The following is a 14,279-nucleotide window of genomic DNA, read 5'->3' on the forward strand; positions in this document are numbered from 1 at the left end:
CAAGCCGGCGGCACCCTCGGGCACCTTGTTCGAGCGCATGTCGAACATCGCGCGCGGCGCGGCCCAGGCCAAGGTCGATGAGGAGCCGATGCCGAGCTTCCGCCGCGAGCCGCTCGACATCCCGCGCTTCCTCAATCGCCAGAATAATCAGTAATCTGGATCAAGGTCGCCCCGGCTCGTCGCCGGGGTGACACGTTTTGGCGCTCCGGCCTTTCAATGAAAGCATCTGGCAAGCTTGGTCTCGGCATGAGCGAAACATGCTGAGATTGGGTTGGTTGAAAGCCTCGGTGGCCGCGCTGCTGGTTGCCGGACCTTGCGTGACCGCGTCCCCCGCATTGGCCCAATCCGCCGCCGAGACTCCGGCGGACGCGCTGTCGCGCAACATTCGCGTGCTGGCTTCGTCCCCGCGCGACTTCAATGCACTGATCGGCGCCGGGCGGGCGGCGCTGGAACTGGGTGACGTCCAGGCGGCGGCGGGCTTCTTCGGCCGGGCCGAGGAAGCCAATCCAAACGCCCCCGCGGCCAAGGTTGGGCTGGGCGCGGCGATGGCGCACATGGGCGACGCCGACGGAGCGATCTTCTATTTTGAGCAGGCGGCCAAGCTCGGCGCGCAGCCGATGGTGATGGCCACCGACCGCGGCATGGCCAAGGATCTGCAAGGTGACCTCAAGGGCGCGCAGGCCGACTACCGGCTGGCGATTGCCTCGCTTGGCTCGGACGAGGCGCGGCGCCGGCTGGCACTCAGCCTGGCGATCGGGCGCGACCGCAAGGCGGCGATGGAGGCCATTCAGCCCTTGCTCAATCGGCACGACGCCGCTGCCCAGCGCACGCGTGCCTTCGTGCTGGCGCTCGTCGGCGACCAGATTGCCGCGGCCCAAGCGATCGACGCGGTGATGCCTGGTGCGGGAGCGCGGTTTGCGCCCTTCTTCCGCTATCTGCCCAACCTCAGCACGGCCGAAAAAGCCGCCGCGGTCCACCTCGGCATCTTCCCCGAGGATGCCTCGACCCGCGTCGCCGCCGCCGAGATCACGCCGCCCGAGCCGGATACGGCGGCGCCGGCGAAGGTGGCGATGAATGTCACGCCGCCCGTCAAGCAGTCCGTGCGCAGGCCCGAACCGCGCAAGCCGACCAGCATGGAAATCGCCGGGCGCGTGCCGCCGCGCAAACCACAGCCGGTCGCGGCGCCGGTCAAGACCGCCCAGAACCCGCCCGCGCCGAGCTTCAGCCTGCCGTCGGACAAGGCGTCGAGCGCTTCTCCGTCTTTTAGCATGCCGCCGGCGAGTGGCGCCGCGCCCACGGAGAGTGAACTGGTGCCGGTTGAAACCACAACCGCTCCGGCCTCGACCGAAGAAACCGCGGCCGAGGGGAATTTGAACGGGATCGACAAGCTGCTGGCGACGATGGCCGAAGCTCCGCCGCCGCCGGAGCCAAAGCTGGACCCAAAGAAGCCGGCTGCCCAGGACAAGGCTGCCAAGGCGGCCGCGGCCAAGAAGGCGGCGGAGAAGAAGGCCCGCGAGGAAGAAGCCAAGCTTGGCGTCAAGGGAACCTATTGGGTGCAGCTGGCCGGTGGCTCCAACCAGAAGCGGATGGCCACCGAGTATAAGAAATTGTCGGCCAAGGCCGGCAAATTGCTCAAGTCGCGGTCGGGCTATGTCACCGGCGGCAAGGACTATTTCCGCCTGCTAGTCGGGCCGTTCGGCAGCAAGAGCGAAGCCCAGGCATTCGTCAACAAGCTTGAAAAGGAAGGCGTCGACGGCTTTAGCTGGACGCGCACTCCGCCCAAGATCAAGATCGAGAAACTCTCCAAGCCATGACGCTTCCGAAGGCCCTCGCCGCGCAGCCATCGCAATCGCGCGGCCGGGCCTTCCCCGAGGAAGACCGGGCGCCGCGCGGGCCGCGCGACCTGTTCCAGCGCGATCGCGACCGCATCGTCCATTCGGTTGCATTCCGCCGCCTGAGACACAAGACGCAGGTGTTCGTGGCGCCCGACGGCGATCATTTCCGCGTGCGACTGACGCATTCGATCGAGGTCGCCCAGATTGGCCGGACCATGGCACGGGCGCTTGGCCTCAACGAGGATCTGACCGAGGCGCTGTGCCTGGCCCACGACCTTGGCCACCCGCCATTCGGCCATGGCGGGGAGGAGGCGCTCGACGAGGCGCTCAGCGACGCCGGCGGCTTCGACCATAACGGCCACACGCTGAGGCTCGTGACCTGCCTGGAGAATCCCTATCCGGGGTTCGACGGGCTCAACCTCAGCTGGGAAGCTCTGGAAGGGCTCGCCAAGCACAACGGTCCGGTCGCCGAGCCCAAATGGGCGATGACCGAGGCCAACCGGATCCGCGACCTGGAGCTGGATACATGGCCCAGCCTGGAGGCGCAGGTCGCGGCCATTGCCGACGACATTGCCTATGACAATCACGATATCGATGACGGCCTCAGGTCGGGAGTGCTCGAACTCGATGCGTTGCTCGAGGAGCCGTTCGTGGCGCGGCACTGGGCCGACATCGAGCGGCGCCACCCCGGGCTGGACCGGGGCAAGAGGCTGAAAGCGCTGGTCCGTGACGGCATCGGCACGATGGTCGGCGATGTGCTCGATGAAACCCGGCGGCGCGTGACCGAAGCTGGCGTCGAGACGATCGACGAGGTGCGCCGGGCCGGCCGGGCGCTGGTCGGCTTTTCCAGCGAATTGCAGGAAGAGGAGCGGGGCCTGAAGCGCCATCTCTACGCCCACCTTTACGACAGCGATGCCCTACGCCCGATCCGCATTGAGGCGCAGCGGATCGTCGCCGACCTAGCGCGCTTCTATCGCGACAATCCCGCCAGTCTTCCCGCAGGTTGGCAGCGCGGTGAAGGGGCGGAGGCGCGGCTGCGCGGGATCGGCGACTATCTGGCCGGCATGACCGACCGCTTCGCAATCGCCCGGCACCATGAGCTCATCGGGCCGGTCAATTTGCCCGACCGATTCTAGGCTCTGCGGTCGTGGAAAATTGGCTCACCAGCCCCAGGGAGCCGGATAGCGCGCCTGTGAGCCGAAATCGGTCGTCCCCAGCGAAATGATCGCGACTCCGTCATTCTTGAGGGGGACGATGGCGGTACCATAGGCGGAACGATAGCCGCCGCTGCCGATGGTGAAGCCGACTTCGCCATGGATCGGCGGCGGCAGATTGTCATCGGTGGCGACTTCGATGCGGGATCCAGCAGGCTCGCGCCGGCTGGCCGCGGCCTCCTCCAGGATCTTCTCCTTCTCCGCATCGGACAAGCGGACTTCCGACGGCAATGGCGCCTTGTCCGCCGCCGCACTGGCGATCGTTGGAGAAATCAGGGCCGCGGCGCAGAAACAGGCTTGGATCAGGCGCATCACCATCCCTTTCGGCCATTGAGATGCGCCCCGCAAGCTGTCGCTTTGGTGAATGCGGGGTGGTTCGAGTCAACGCAGCGGATGGGCGCCTTGCCTCACAAGACTCCCATTTGTTGTTAAATTCGGGTTATAAGCCCGGCCGAGCGTAAAAAAGGGGCAGGTCTTAATGCGAGCGGGGATCGCATTGTTTTTGCTCGGATTGGGGTCGTCTGCAGCGGCAGCCGACACCAATTGGGGCATCCGCGAACTTGGCAAGCCAGTGCCCTCGGCCAGGCCTGTTCAGGCGGGCAAGCCGACCAAGTCGGCCGCGGATGAACCGCTGCCAGCCGGAACCTGGGCGATGGAACAGCCGAGCGGCGGCCGTCCGGTCGACATGGGCAGCGTCAGGCTGCTTGGCGCCCATTGGGGGCAGGTGACCAGCACTTACCGCAGTCCCGAGCATAATCGCGCCGTGGGCGGCGTCCCCAACAGCTATCATTTGCGCGGCCGGGCGATCGACATCGCCCGCCGGCCGGGGGTCAGCCATTGGCAGATCGCCGCAGCCTATCGCGCCGCTGGCTATTCGCTCGCCGAATCCCTCGACGAAGGCGACCACAGCCATTTCGCCTTCGGTCCGCCCAAGCATCATTCGACGTCGCAAGCGCAGATGGTTTCGGTCGGGTTCGGCGAGAAAACCGAGTGGCGGATCGTCTATGCGCCGCCGTCATCGGGCGGCGGCAACTAGGCGCCGAATTCGCAAAGTTGGCGAAGCGGTCGCGAACCGCTAGAGGCGCGCCTCACTCATTTTGTCCGGTGAAGCATTTTGTCCCTTTACGCCCGCTATTCCGCGTTGCTCGATACGATCCTCGATGAGCTGACCGACGCCGGCCAGCTACCCCCCGGCCTTGCCCGCAGGGCGGTGGCGGTCGAGCCGCCGCGCGATCCCTCGCATGGCGACCTGGCGACCAACGCGGCGATGGTGCTAGCCAAGGGCGCCGGGACCAACCCGCGCGCACTGGCCGAAGCGATCAAGCCGAAGCTGGAGGCGCTGCCGGACGTCATTTCGGTCGAGGTTGCCGGGCCGGGGTTCATCAACCTGCGGCTCGGCGAGGAAAGCTGGCGCGACGAGCTGGTGACGATCCTGGTCGAAGGCGAGCGCTATGGCTTGTCGATGATTGGTGCCAATGAACGGGTCAATGTCGAATATGTCTCGGCCAACCCGACCGGGCCGATGCATATGGGCCATTGCCGCGGCGCGGTGGTCGGCGACGCTTTGGCAAGGCTGCTCGAGGCGGCGGGCTTTCGTGTCACCAAGGAATATTATGTCAACGATGCCGGTAGCCAAGTCGATACGCTCGCCCGCTCGGCGCACCTCCGCTACCGCGAAGCGCTGGGCGAAGATATCGGCGAGATTCCCGAGGGACTTTACCCCGGCGACTATCTGAAGCCGGTCGGCGAGGCGCTGGCCGCCGAATATGGCGACAAGTTCGTCGGCGCGCCGGAAAGCGAATGGCTCGAGCTGTTCAAGGCCAGGACCGTCGCGGCGATGATCGAGCTGATCAAGCACGACCTCGGCCTGCTCGGCATCCATCACGACATTTTCGCGTCCGAGGCCGCGCTTCAGGCGTCGGGCAAGGTCGAACAGGCGATGGACAATCTCCGCGCCAAGGGGCTGGTCTACGAAGGCCAGCTGGAGCGGCCGAAGAGCCTCGACGAGCATGACGAGTGGGAGCCGGTCGAGCTGACCCTGTTCAAGTCGAGCCAGTTCGGCGACGACCAGGACCGGCCGATGAAGAAGTCGGACGGGTCCTGGACCTATTTCGGCGCCGACGCCGCCTATCACCTGCAAAAGACCGAGGGCGCCGATCATCTGGTCAATATCTGGGGCGCCGACCATGCCGGCACGGTCAAGCGCGTCCAGGCAGCGGTTAATGCACTGACCGACGGCCGCGTCGACCTCGACGTCAAAATCATCCAGATGGTCAAGCTGCTGCGGGCCGGCGAGCCGATCAAGATGAGCAAGCGGGCCGGCAATTTCGTCACGCTGGCGGATGTGGTGCGCGAGGTGGGCAAGGACGTGGTCCGCTTCATGATGCTGACCAAGCGGGCCGACACGCCGCTCGACTTCGACTTCGCCAAGGTGGTAGAGGCGTCGAAAGACAACCCGGTTTTCTACGTTCAGTACGCCCATGCGCGGATCAGTTCACTAAAGCGCAAGGCGGCGGACGCTGGCGTTTCGCTCGACGATCCGGCTGATCTGGCGCTGCTCGACGGTGAAGAATTGGCACTGGTCAAGCTCGCCGCCCAATATCCGCGGACAGTCGAGAGCGCGGCCATGGCGCATGAGCCGCACCGGATCGCCTTTTATCTCTATGACTTGGCGGCCGCTTTTCATGCGCTGTGGAATCGCGGGAATGACGATCCGGAGCGGCGCTTTCTCCTTGAAAATAATCCACAAATTTCTCGCGCAAGGCTGGAATTGGCGATTGGAATTGGGCAGATTATCCGCAATGGCCTCGACCTGATGGGAGTGGAGGCCGCCGAGGAGATGCGCTGATGGCCGATGCGGGGGCATTGGACCCAGGAAGACTACCCTGGCTCGAACCTTATCGAGCCCCGCCGGCCAGAAAGTCGAACCGCCGGCCCGGAGTGGCCGCGGCGATTGGCACTATTGGCCTGGCGGCGGTCGTGACGCTGCTTGCGCGCGACGTCATTCCGCTCCCGTCAAGCACAACGGCTGCGCCGCAGGCGAGCGTCGTCCTGCCCGCCCCGGCGGATCTGCAACCGCCGATCGAGCTGGCGCCGCTGGCCGAGCAACAGCAGCCGACCGTTAAGCAGACTTGGGTAGCGCGTGACCCGGTTATCCATCGCGCCAAGGCAAGGGCCCAGCGGCGGATCAAGGCGGTGCCGACCGACCTGGCCTATCGCGAGGTAGTGAGCGAGCAGACCGGCGAGCCGATGCCTTCAGTTGCTCTGGATGCGGCGACCAGCAATGCCGCGGTGGCAATCGCGGCCCTGCCGCTGCCGCCCGACCCGCCGCGTCCGGCGGTCAACCCATCGGCCGAAGTGGTGCGCGGCAAGACGGTCCAGCTGGGCGTCTACAAGAGTGCCTGGCAGGCCGAGGCGGCGTGGCGGAGCACGATCCGCGACTATACCTACCTCGTCACCATGCCGAAGAGCATCGAGCCGATCTCGATCCGGTCGAAGCGCTTCTATCGGCTGCAGCTCGGAACGCCGTCGAAGAAGCATGCCAAGCAGCTGTGCAGCAATCTGAAGTCAATCGGTCGCGCCTGCACGGTGGCGTGAACTCCCCGACCGGCTGAAAATTTTCGCACCCCCTCCCATCTTGCCCGCACGGCTTCTAGGATGCGGCCGCACCGAGGGGAGACGATGAGGCGATGAGTGACGCACCGGCCTATGACGACCAGTCATTGCCCTGGCTGGAGGCGGTCGAGAATGAGGACGGCCCGCGTGCCATTTCCGCCCGCAAGATGTTCGTCGCGCTGGTGCTGGTGCTGCTCGCCGGGGCGATCGTCGCCGGAACCATGTTCTGGCTCGGCCGGCAGAATCCCTCGATCAATGGCGTCCCCGAACTGATCCGCGCCGAACCCGGTCCCTATAAGGTCAAGCCAACCGATCCGGGCGGGCTCGATGTCGCCGGGGACAGCGAGACGGCCTATTCGACCAGCGCCGGCGAGGACCCGGATTCCAGCCTCGACGTGCGCAAGCTGCCCGAGGAGATGACGCCGATTGCCGCGGAGCCTGCCAAGACCGCCGAAGAGCCGAAGCCCGCGCCCACGGCAGAAACCAAGGCGCCGGCAACCGCCGAGGCGGCGCCGGCCGGGCCGACCGGCCCGACGATCCAGCTCGGGGCCTATGGCTCGACGGTCAAGGCCGACACGGCGTGGAAGCTGCTGTCGGGCCGCTTCCCCGAGGTGGCGGCGCTGCGCAAGGCGGTGATGACCGCCAATGTCGGCGGCAAGTCGGTTTACCGGCTGCGCGCATCGGGCTCCTCGGACCAGACCAAGGCGGCCTGCACGGCGTTGAAGGCGGCGGGCGAAAGCTGCCTGCCGGTGAACTGATGCAGGCAGCGATTTACGGCCTGACCGGGACGGAAATTTTGGCGGAAGAGCGGGATTTCTTCCGCGACGCCAAGCCTGCCGGCTATATTTTGTTCAGGCGAAATATTGAGACGCGAGAACAGTTGCGGGCGCTAACAAACGCGCTTCGCGACCTCGAAGGCCATGATGAAGTACCGGTCCTGATCGACCAGGAGGGCGGCCGGGTGGCGCGGATGCGTCCGCCGGAATGGCCCGCCTTCCCCAGCGGCGAGGCGTTCGACCAACTTTACCGGCTGGCGCCGTCGAGCGCGATCGAGGCGGCGCGGGTCAACGCCCGGGCGCTGGGGCTGATGCTGAACGAGGTCGGCGTCAATATCGACTGCCTACCGATGCTCGACGTCCGCCAGCCGGGCGCCACCGACATCGTCGGCGACCGCGCGCTGGGCTCCGAACCGATGCAGGTGGCGGCGCTAGGCAAGGCGATCCTCGATGGGCTCGCTTCTGCCGGAGCATTGGGGGTCATCAAGCATATTCCGGGCCATGGCCGGGCGCTGGTCGACAGCCATCACGAGCTGCCGATCGTCGAGGCGAGCGAAGATGAGCTGGCGATCGACCTCGAGCCGTTCGAGCGGCTGCGCGACGCGCCGATGGGGATGACCAGTCACCTGCTTTATACCGCGTGGGACGCGGAGCGGCCGGCGTCGCAATCGCCCTATGTGATTGGCGAGATCATCCGCCAACGGATCGGCTTTGACGGTTTCCTGATGAGCGACGACATCGGCATGGAAGCGCTCGGCGGCGACCATGGCACGCGCGCTGCCGCTTGCGTCGCGGCCGGCTGCGATGTGGCGCTGCACTGCGACGGCAAGATGGAGAATATGCTGCTGGTCGCCGATGCGGTCGGCGAGATCTCGCCCGAGGGCGCGGCGCGGCTGGCGCGGGCGATGGCAATGCGCTTCACGCCCGACGACGAAATGGACTTCGCCGAGGCGGTGGCCAAGCGCGACGCGCTGCTGGCGCTGGTGTAAAAAGCGGCATAGGTTCGGTCCATGGGGGAAGATGACGAGCTGTTCATTGCGCCGGTGCGTGACGACGAGGCGCTGAACCTCAGCCTCGACGGCTGGGAAGGCCCGCTCGACCTGCTGCTCAACCTCGCTCGCCAGCAGAAGGTCGACCTCCACCAAATCTCGATCCTGGCGCTGGTCGAGCAATATCTAGCTTACATCGAGGGCGCGCGTACCCTGCGGCTGGAGATCGCGGCCGATTATCTGGTGATGGCGGCCTGGCTGGCCTACCTCAAAAGTTGCCTGTTGCTGCCCAAGGACCCGATGGTCGATCCGTCGCCGGAGGAGCTTGCGCTGAGGCTCCAGCTCCGGCTGCAGCGGCTGGATGCGATGCGCGACGCCGGCGCCCGGCTGATGGGCCGCGACCGGCTGGGCCGCGACGTGTTCGCCCGCGGCGCGCCCGAAGGGCTGAAGCTGGTGCGCAAGTCGGCCTGGCAAGCGACCGCCTTCGACCTTTATGCCGCCTATGGCCGGGTCAAGGCGCGCACCGCGCCGGCAATGCATGTCGTCGCACACCGCGCGGTGATGACATTGGAGGATGCGATCCAGCGGGTCGCGGCGCTGATCGGCCAGGCGCTCGAATGGACCACATTGGAGGCCTTCCTGCCGGCGACCGCCGATCCGCAATATCGCAAGTCGGCGCTGGCCAGCAGCTTCGTCGCCGCGCTGGAGCTGGCCCGGCAGGGGCGGCTCGAGCTGGAGCAGGAAGAGACGTTCGGCGAGCTGCTCGTGAGGCGGGCGGCCTGATGGACGATTTTCTGCGGGCGGTCGAAGCGGCGATATTCGCCTCCGAAGAACCGCTGACCATCGAGGATATTGCCGGCTATGCCGGCGAGGGCGATGTCGAGGCGGCGCTACGGGACCTGGCGGAACGCTATGCCGGGCATGGGGTCGAGCTGGTCGAGCGCGGCGAGCGCTGGCATTTCCAGACGGCGCCGGACCTGGCGCACATCCTGCGGCGGACGCGCGAGGATTCGCGGCGCCTGTCGCGCGCGGCGACCGAGACGCTGGCGATCATCGCCTATCATGAGCCGGTCAGCCGCGCCGAGATCGAGGCGATCCGCGGCGTGCAGATCAGCAAAGGCACGCTCGACGTGTTGATGGAGGCGGGCTGGATCAAGACCGCCGGGCGACGCGAGGCGCCAGGAAGGCCGTTGCTCTATGCGACCACGCCCGACTTCCTCAGCCACTTCGGCCTCGGCTCGCGGCGCGACCTACCGGGCATCGATGATCTGAAGGCGGCGGGCCTGCTCGACCCGCTCGAAGAGTCGCTGTTTCAGCTTCAGCTAGAATCTGACGGCGAAGACGACTAACTAGGCTTCAAAATCCCTTACCGGAGTTCCCTCATGGGCGGTTTCAGCATTTGGCATATCCTGATCTTGGCGGTCCTCGTCCTGCTGCTGTTCGGCGGCAATCGCTTCTCGGCGATGATGGGCGACGTGGCCAAGGGCCTGAAGAGCTTTAAGCAGGGGCTCAGCGACGAGGACAAGCCGGCTGAGCCCAAGCAGATCCCGCCGCAGCAGCCGATCGACATCACGCCGCGTCCCGCCGAGCCGACTGCAACGCCGCCGGCTGACGATCAGACGCGCCAGTAGATTTCTGCTAGAGCCCGCCGATGTTCGGCGTCGACACTTCCGAACTGCTGGTCGTGGCAGTGGTGGCCCTGTTGTTCATCGGGCCCAAGGAATTGCCGCGCGTGATGTTGAAGGTCGGCCGCTGGGTCGGCCAGGTGCGCGGCTATGCCCGCCATTTCACCGCCGGGATCGAGAATGTCATCCGCGAGGCCGAGCTCGAGGAAATGGAGAAGAAGTGGCGCGAGGAGAACCAGCGGATCCTCGCCCAATATCCGGCCGACGGAAACTATCCCGAGCCCCAACCGGTGATGACCGAATTGCCGCCCGAGGCCGCGCAGCCCGATCTGCCGCTGGAGGCGCCGGCCGCGCCCGATGACGATCCGACCCCGCCCAAGGATCGGCCGCTGCCATGATCAGCGACATCGACGACACCAAGGCCCCGCTGCTCGACCATCTGATCGAGCTTCGCCGGCGCTTGCTATGGTGCGTCGCGACGCTGCTCGGCGGCTTCTTCATCTGCCTTTATTTCGCCAAGCCGATCTTCGCGATCCTGGTCCAGCCGCTACTGAAGGCCGGGCAGGGCAAGCTCATCTACACCGACATTTTCGAAGCCTTTTTCGTCGAAGTGAAGGTCGCCTTCTTCGCGGCACTGATGATTAGCTTCCCGGTGTTCGCTACCCAGATCTGGAAATTCGTTGCGCCGGGGCTCTACGCCAAGGAAAAGAAGGCCTTCCTGCCGTTCCTGGTCATGACGCCCTTCTTCTTCATCGGCGGCGCCAGCTTTGCCTATTTCGTCGCCATGCCCTGGGCGCTGAAATTCCTACTGGGCTTCACTGGCAATGTTGGCGGAGTCACCCAGGAAGCGCTGCCGGCGATCGGCAATTATCTGAACTTCGTCACTCGTTTCCTGTTCGGTTTCGGCGTCGCTTTCCTGACCCCGGTCTTGCTGATGGTGCTGGAGCGGGCCGGGATCGTTACCCGCGAGCAGCTGGCCAAGTCGCGCCGCTACGCGATCGTGATTGCCGCGGCGGTATCGGCGGTGCTGACCCCGCCTGACGTCGTCTCGATGCTATTGCTGCTGGTGCCACTTTACGCCCTGTACGAGTTCGCCATCCTGGCCATTCGCCTAACCCACTGGCGCGCCGCGAGGCGGGCCCAGACGGCTTCGGATTCCGCAGGCAAAAGTGTGGGCCCGAAAACGCCACCGGGGGGGGGGAGGGTTGGCGATTCCGGGCCCATTTCGTTGGATAGCGAGAGCGGGGGGGCAAAAGGTCACTATCCAGAGGCCTAAACGTCCGCTTTTCCGACTCGGTTCCCACCCCGGGAAAATTTATTTGGATGCTTTGGCCGGTTACCGGTCAGCCGCCCGGAAATACCGGCAAGGTGACGGCGTAACGGCCGAGTTTGCGGTCCAGCGGCGAGCGCAATTGCCGGGCCAGGCCCTCGACGATCCGCTCGAACTGGTTCTTGGCGACGTCATCGGGATCGCCCTCCGGGATCAGTACCGACGAAGCGATCGCCAGCGTCGCGGTCAGCTCGTCCTCGCGCCGCAGCGAAATCTCGACCGCATCATCGGGGCGCCGCAACATGGCGAACTCGACGATCTCGGTGATCAGGAACGCCGCGGCGACCGCGACATCCTGCGTGGTCGACGGCGCATCGAGCTCCAGTTCAATGCGAAGGCCACGCGCCTCGGGCGGGGCGCTTGAACGGAGATCCGCTGCCAGTTCGGTGAGCAGCGGGCGAAGTGCTATCCCGCGATTTTCTTCCAGCTCGGCATAATGGTGGCGATGGACCACCGACAATGCGTCGACCCGCCGCCCGATGGCCGAATAAGCGGCCTTGGCCTCCGGCTTGGTCGCGCTCCGTCCGTGTATGCTGAGCAGCGAGGCGACGACCTGCAGGTTATTCTTGACGCGGTGATGGACCTCGCGAACCAGCCGGCGCTGGCCTTCGAGCGCATCCAGCGCCCCGCGTTCGGCGCCTTCGATCCGGCCGACCGCCCGCTCGAACGCGTTTGAAAGCTCCTCGATCTCGGACGCCATGCCATGCTTGTCTGGCAGATCCAGGCCACCTTCGCCCGGTTCATATTCGACCACCGCCCGCTGCAGCCGGGCCAACGGAGCGAGCAATAGCCGCCGGACCAGCATCCAGCTGAGCAGGGTCGCCGCGACCCACATCAGCAATGGGAGAAGCATGACCATCAAATCGAGCAGCGTGGTTCGCTCCATCGTCGTGATGGTGCGAAGCTGCAGCTGGCCGCGCCCGATTTCGTAGCGCTGGTCGCGAACCAGCTCCCGTGCCTCGGGACTTGTGACCGGCGCTACGATTGTCATCATATTCGCGCTGTCGCTGATGGTCAGTCCTTTGAGGCCGCCGGTGGCGTCTTCCGCCGCCTTGCGCAGCTCGTCCGGAGTCAGCACACCGGTGGCATTGCCGCCGATCAGGCCGACCCGATAGACCAACAGATTTTGCGGGGAGACCCACATCTTGATGTCGCCGGGTGCGACCAGCAAATCGTCGCGCTCCGACTTGTAATGGCCGTTGCTGCAAACCGTCCGGCCGTCGGGATCGCGAATGCGAAACTGGCGCGCCACCGCCGGCGCAATTGCCAGGGTTTGCGAAGCCGCGACGCAGGGATCGGGCGCCTTGGCCGCCAGCGCGCCATTCGCGGCAACCCTCAGCGCCAGCGCATTGCGCGCCACCAGGCTTTCCACGGCCCGAAAGGCGGCCTGGCCCTGCTGGTCGGCGCGGGCGACCAGAGCGCCGTTGGTTTCGCGAATATTCTGTTGCGTGATCCAGGCCAGCACCAGGCCCAGCGGCAGCAGCGCCGCGGTCAGCAGGAGCAGGAGGATGGCGCCGGTCGGCCAGCGATGGAAAAGGGACCGGCGTTCCATCAGGCGGCGGCCCAGGCGCCCTTGTCAGTCCAGCTTACGCAAAAGATCGAGAAAATCCCGCGGCACTTCTTCGCGTAGCATGTCGTCATAGACAGTGCGAAGCGCCCGGCCGATCGTGCCGGTGCGGTCCTTGCGGGATTTCTTCTCAGGGTCTCCGGGCTCGGACGAGCTTCGGCCACCGCTGGCTTTTGTGCTCCCACTCAAACTCTCGTCCCCCTCGAGCGCAAGCATTTGCGCCGGTTCCTTCTACTATTGTCACACGGCGCACCAGCCAACTGCCGCCCCGTCGAAATTGGGAGAGGCAAACGCACCTATCGGCGGCCCGCGCTATTCGTCAATCGGCCAGCTTGGGACAGTTCCGAATTGGGAGAGGAAACCAAATCGCCTATCCTTTGTTCCACCTTACGCAAACTTGGGGCGAAGGGTGTTGCGCCGCCGCGACGGCGCGGTCCGGCGGTCGACAGGCTTGCACCAACGATGCGTCCCGCCCAAAACGGGGCCGAAATGATCCTAGGCTGCAAGGGGAGTCACCATCTATGTCGCTGGGCCAGGAACTTGCTCCGCACCTTCCATTCCTTCGCCGCTACGCGCGCGCCCTGACCGGCAGCCAGGCGCATGGCGACGCCTTCGTTCGGGCGGCGTTGGAAACGATTGTCGCCAGGCCCGATGAATTTCCCCGCGATGTCGATCCCCGGCTGGGACTCTACAAAACATTCCACGCCATCTGGTCGACCGCCAATATCGAGGAAGGGGAGGAACCGTCGGTCGAGATCGGCGGCGCCGAGGGAATTGCCCAGGCGCGGCTGTCGCGGATCACACCGCTGTCGCGCCAGGCGCTGCTGCTGACCAGCCTCGAGGGTTTTTCACGGGATGATGCAGGCTATCTGATCGACGCTTCGGCGGACGACGTCGACAGCCTAGTCGCCGAAGCGCTGGCCGAGATCGAACGGCAAACCCATGCCGACGTGCTGATCATCGAGGATGAGCCGATCATCGCCATGGATATTGAATCGATCGTTCGCGACCTCGGCCATAATGTCACCGGCGTCGCTGTCACCCGCGACGAAGCGGTTGCCCAGGCGCGCAAGGCCCCGCCGGGGCTGGTGCTGGCCGACATCCAGCTGGCCGATGACAGCAGCGGAATCGACGCCGTGAAGGACATCATCCTGGAATTTTCGGTGCCGGTGATTTTCATCACCGCCTTCCCCGAACGGTTGCTGACCGGGACGCGGCCCGAGCCGACCTTCCTCATCACCAAGCCGTTCCAGCGTTCGACGGTGAAGGCGGCGATCAGCCAGGCGTTGTTCTTCGACGTCGCGACGGTTCCTGCAGCCTAAGGTTGC

16 protein-coding genes are annotated in these 14,279 nt (G+C 65.6%); 13 read left to right on the plus strand and 3 right to left on the minus strand.

Features of this window, described 5'->3' with window-relative positions; translation table 11 throughout:
* Positions 1-257: 257 nt before the first annotated feature.
* Both Q0C64_RS02070 and Q0C64_RS02075 read left to right on the plus strand, forming a co-directional pair.
* Positions 258-1,814, plus strand: coding sequence for an SPOR domain-containing protein (locus Q0C64_RS02070; protein ID WP_294120462.1), 1,557 nt, complete (start codon positions 258-260; stop codon positions 1,812-1,814).
* Complete coding sequence (locus Q0C64_RS02075) at positions 1,811-2,971, plus strand: deoxyguanosinetriphosphate triphosphohydrolase (protein ID WP_294120464.1); 1,161 nt, start codon at positions 1,811-1,813, stop codon at positions 2,969-2,971. The genes Q0C64_RS02070 and Q0C64_RS02075 overlap by 4 nt, the downstream gene beginning before the upstream one ends.
* 24 nt (positions 2,972-2,995) lie before the next feature.
* On the opposite strand, the gene Q0C64_RS02080 is transcribed toward Q0C64_RS02075, so the two are convergent.
* Positions 2,996-3,361 carry a hypothetical protein gene (locus Q0C64_RS02080; RefSeq protein WP_294120466.1) on the minus strand — a complete coding sequence of 122 codons (366 nt, stop codon included), beginning with the start codon at positions 3,359-3,361 and terminating at the stop codon, positions 2,996-2,998.
* Between the two features lie 166 nt (positions 3,362-3,527).
* Between Q0C64_RS02080 and Q0C64_RS02085 the strand changes: the two genes are divergently transcribed.
* The 10 genes from Q0C64_RS02085 (at position 3,528) to tatC (ending at position 11,330) form a co-directional block, all read left to right on the plus strand.
* Entirely contained in the window at positions 3,528-4,085 is a 558-nt protein-coding gene (locus tag Q0C64_RS02085) for a D-Ala-D-Ala carboxypeptidase family metallohydrolase (RefSeq protein ID WP_294120468.1), read from the plus strand.
* 78 nt (positions 4,086-4,163) lie between these two features.
* Positions 4,164-5,897, plus strand: a complete 1,734-nt coding sequence (gene argS, locus Q0C64_RS02090; protein WP_294120470.1) for an arginine--tRNA ligase — start codon at positions 4,164-4,166, stop codon at positions 5,895-5,897.
* The gene (locus Q0C64_RS02095) at positions 5,897-6,646 is read left to right on the plus strand and encodes an SPOR domain-containing protein (RefSeq protein ID WP_294120471.1); all 750 of its coding nucleotides are present in this window, start codon (positions 5,897-5,899) and stop codon (positions 6,644-6,646) included. The genes argS and Q0C64_RS02095 overlap by 1 nt, the downstream gene beginning before the upstream one ends.
* Positions 6,647-6,738: 92 nt before the next feature.
* Positions 6,739-7,422 (plus strand): SPOR domain-containing protein, encoded by a 684-nt coding sequence (locus Q0C64_RS02100; protein WP_294120472.1) that lies wholly within the window; start codon positions 6,739-6,741, stop codon positions 7,420-7,422.
* Entirely contained in the window at positions 7,422-8,429 is a 1,008-nt protein-coding gene (nagZ, locus tag Q0C64_RS02105; RefSeq protein WP_294120473.1) for a beta-N-acetylhexosaminidase, read from the plus strand. Before Q0C64_RS02100 ends, nagZ begins: the two co-directional genes overlap by 1 nt.
* 21 nt (positions 8,430-8,450) lie before the next feature.
* The gene (locus tag Q0C64_RS02110; protein WP_294120474.1) at positions 8,451-9,212 is read left to right on the plus strand and encodes a ScpA family protein; all 762 of its coding nucleotides are present in this window, start codon (positions 8,451-8,453) and stop codon (positions 9,210-9,212) included.
* Positions 9,212-9,778, plus strand: coding sequence for an SMC-Scp complex subunit ScpB (gene scpB / locus Q0C64_RS02115; RefSeq protein ID WP_294120475.1), 567 nt, complete (start codon positions 9,212-9,214; stop codon positions 9,776-9,778). The genes Q0C64_RS02110 and scpB overlap by 1 nt, the downstream gene beginning before the upstream one ends.
* Before the next feature lie 33 nt (positions 9,779-9,811).
* A complete protein-coding gene (locus Q0C64_RS02120; protein ID WP_294120476.1) occupies positions 9,812-10,060 on the plus strand; it encodes a twin-arginine translocase TatA/TatE family subunit in 249 nt (82 codons plus the stop codon).
* 20 nt (positions 10,061-10,080) lie between these two features.
* Positions 10,081-10,452 carry a Sec-independent protein translocase protein TatB gene (gene tatB, locus Q0C64_RS02125; protein ID WP_294120479.1) on the plus strand — a complete coding sequence of 124 codons (372 nt, stop codon included), beginning with the start codon at positions 10,081-10,083 and terminating at the stop codon, positions 10,450-10,452.
* Complete coding sequence (gene tatC, locus Q0C64_RS02130; protein WP_294120481.1) at positions 10,449-11,330, plus strand: twin-arginine translocase subunit TatC; 882 nt, start codon at positions 10,449-10,451, stop codon at positions 11,328-11,330. Before tatB ends, tatC begins: the two co-directional genes overlap by 4 nt.
* A 67-nt stretch (positions 11,331-11,397) precedes the next feature.
* Here tatC and Q0C64_RS02135 read toward each other — a convergent pair whose 3' ends face one another.
* Both Q0C64_RS02135 and Q0C64_RS02140 read right to left on the minus strand, forming a co-directional pair.
* Positions 11,398-12,936, minus strand: a complete 1,539-nt coding sequence (locus Q0C64_RS02135) for a sensor histidine kinase (RefSeq protein ID WP_294120483.1) — start codon at positions 12,934-12,936, stop codon at positions 11,398-11,400.
* Between the two features lie 24 nt (positions 12,937-12,960).
* Positions 12,961-13,167, minus strand: coding sequence for a NepR family anti-sigma factor (locus tag Q0C64_RS02140; protein WP_294120485.1), 207 nt, complete (start codon positions 13,165-13,167; stop codon positions 12,961-12,963).
* A 305-nt stretch (positions 13,168-13,472) separates the two neighbouring features.
* Between Q0C64_RS02140 and Q0C64_RS02145 the strand changes: the two genes are divergently transcribed.
* A complete protein-coding gene (locus Q0C64_RS02145) occupies positions 13,473-14,273 on the plus strand; it encodes a response regulator (protein WP_294120486.1) in 801 nt (266 codons plus the stop codon).
* Positions 14,274-14,279 lie beyond the last annotated feature (6 nt).

It is taken from the genome of Sphingomonas sp., from assembly GCF_023266535.1.
Lineage (GTDB): Bacteria > Pseudomonadota > Alphaproteobacteria > Sphingomonadales > Sphingomonadaceae > Sphingomicrobium.

Coding starts and splice junctions, on each gene's coding strand:
- Q0C64_RS02070 (WP_294120462.1), top strand. CDS start 258: ATGCTGAGATTGGGTTGGTTGAAAGCCTCGGTGGCCGCGCTGCTGGTT.
- Q0C64_RS02075 (WP_294120464.1), top strand. CDS start 1,811: ATGACGCTTCCGAAGGCCCTCGCCGCGCAGCCATCGCAATCGCGCGGC.
- Q0C64_RS02080 (WP_294120466.1), bottom strand. CDS start 3,361: ATGCGCCTGATCCAAGCCTGTTTCTGCGCCGCGGCCCTGATTTCTCCA.
- Q0C64_RS02085 (WP_294120468.1), top strand. CDS start 3,528: ATGCGAGCGGGGATCGCATTGTTTTTGCTCGGATTGGGGTCGTCTGCA.
- Q0C64_RS02095 (WP_294120471.1), top strand. CDS start 5,897: ATGGCCGATGCGGGGGCATTGGACCCAGGAAGACTACCCTGGCTCGAA.
- Q0C64_RS02100 (WP_294120472.1), top strand. CDS start 6,739: ATGAGTGACGCACCGGCCTATGACGACCAGTCATTGCCCTGGCTGGAG.
- nagZ (WP_294120473.1), top strand. CDS start 7,422: ATGCAGGCAGCGATTTACGGCCTGACCGGGACGGAAATTTTGGCGGAA.
- Q0C64_RS02110 (WP_294120474.1), top strand. CDS start 8,451: ATGGGGGAAGATGACGAGCTGTTCATTGCGCCGGTGCGTGACGACGAG.
- scpB (WP_294120475.1), top strand. CDS start 9,212: ATGGACGATTTTCTGCGGGCGGTCGAAGCGGCGATATTCGCCTCCGAA.
- Q0C64_RS02120 (WP_294120476.1), top strand. CDS start 9,812: ATGGGCGGTTTCAGCATTTGGCATATCCTGATCTTGGCGGTCCTCGTC.
- tatB (WP_294120479.1), top strand. CDS start 10,081: ATGTTCGGCGTCGACACTTCCGAACTGCTGGTCGTGGCAGTGGTGGCC.
- tatC (WP_294120481.1), top strand. CDS start 10,449: ATGATCAGCGACATCGACGACACCAAGGCCCCGCTGCTCGACCATCTG.
- Q0C64_RS02135 (WP_294120483.1), bottom strand. CDS start 12,936: ATGGAACGCCGGTCCCTTTTCCATCGCTGGCCGACCGGCGCCATCCTC.
- Q0C64_RS02140 (WP_294120485.1), bottom strand. CDS start 13,167: ATGCTTGCGCTCGAGGGGGACGAGAGTTTGAGTGGGAGCACAAAAGCC.
- Q0C64_RS02145 (WP_294120486.1), top strand. CDS start 13,473: ATGTCGCTGGGCCAGGAACTTGCTCCGCACCTTCCATTCCTTCGCCGC.